This window comes from Vibrio sp. 2132-1 (assembly GCF_033344315.1).
Map to the genome: position 1 here is coordinate 1 of NZ_JAWPON010000863.1, position 518 is coordinate 518.

The window sequence follows — 518 nt, forward strand, 5'->3', positions numbered from 1 at the left end:
TGGTTTTGGCGCCAAGCAATAACGGCCAAGGAAAACCTTGGCAAGGACACAAAGCTGGGCAGTTTGCTTATGTTCGTTTTGGTAATGAAGATCCGCATCCGTTTACGATTGTTTCAGGTGAGCATGAACCAGAGGTACGCTTTTTGATCAAAGAGTTGGGTGATTTCACCACGGATTTGTACCACAGGGTTAAAATTGGTGAAGAAGTGATGGTTGAAGGCCCTTACGGACGCTTGGCGTTTGACGTCAATAAGCCCCAGATTTGGATTGCGGGTGGTGTTGGGGTTGCGTCGTTCTTTGCCATCTTAGCGTCACTCAAATCGCTAAAAACGCATCCTCCTGTGCATTTGTTTTACTGCACGCGAGGTTTGGACAGCCATTTAGTGGACGAGTTGTGGAAAATGGCACGTCTTGCGCAAGTGAAACTGAACGTGATTGATACGGCGGTGTCTCCTCGACTTAACGTAGAGCGTATCGCGAGCGAATGTGGCGATTTAGCGCGTTATGAGTTCTATTTC

General features: G+C 47.9%; 1 pseudogene. It reads left to right on the forward strand.

From position 1 onward, the window contains the following. A pseudogene (locus tag R8N47_RS28435) lies at positions 1–518 on the forward strand (ferric reductase); the annotation flags it as partial.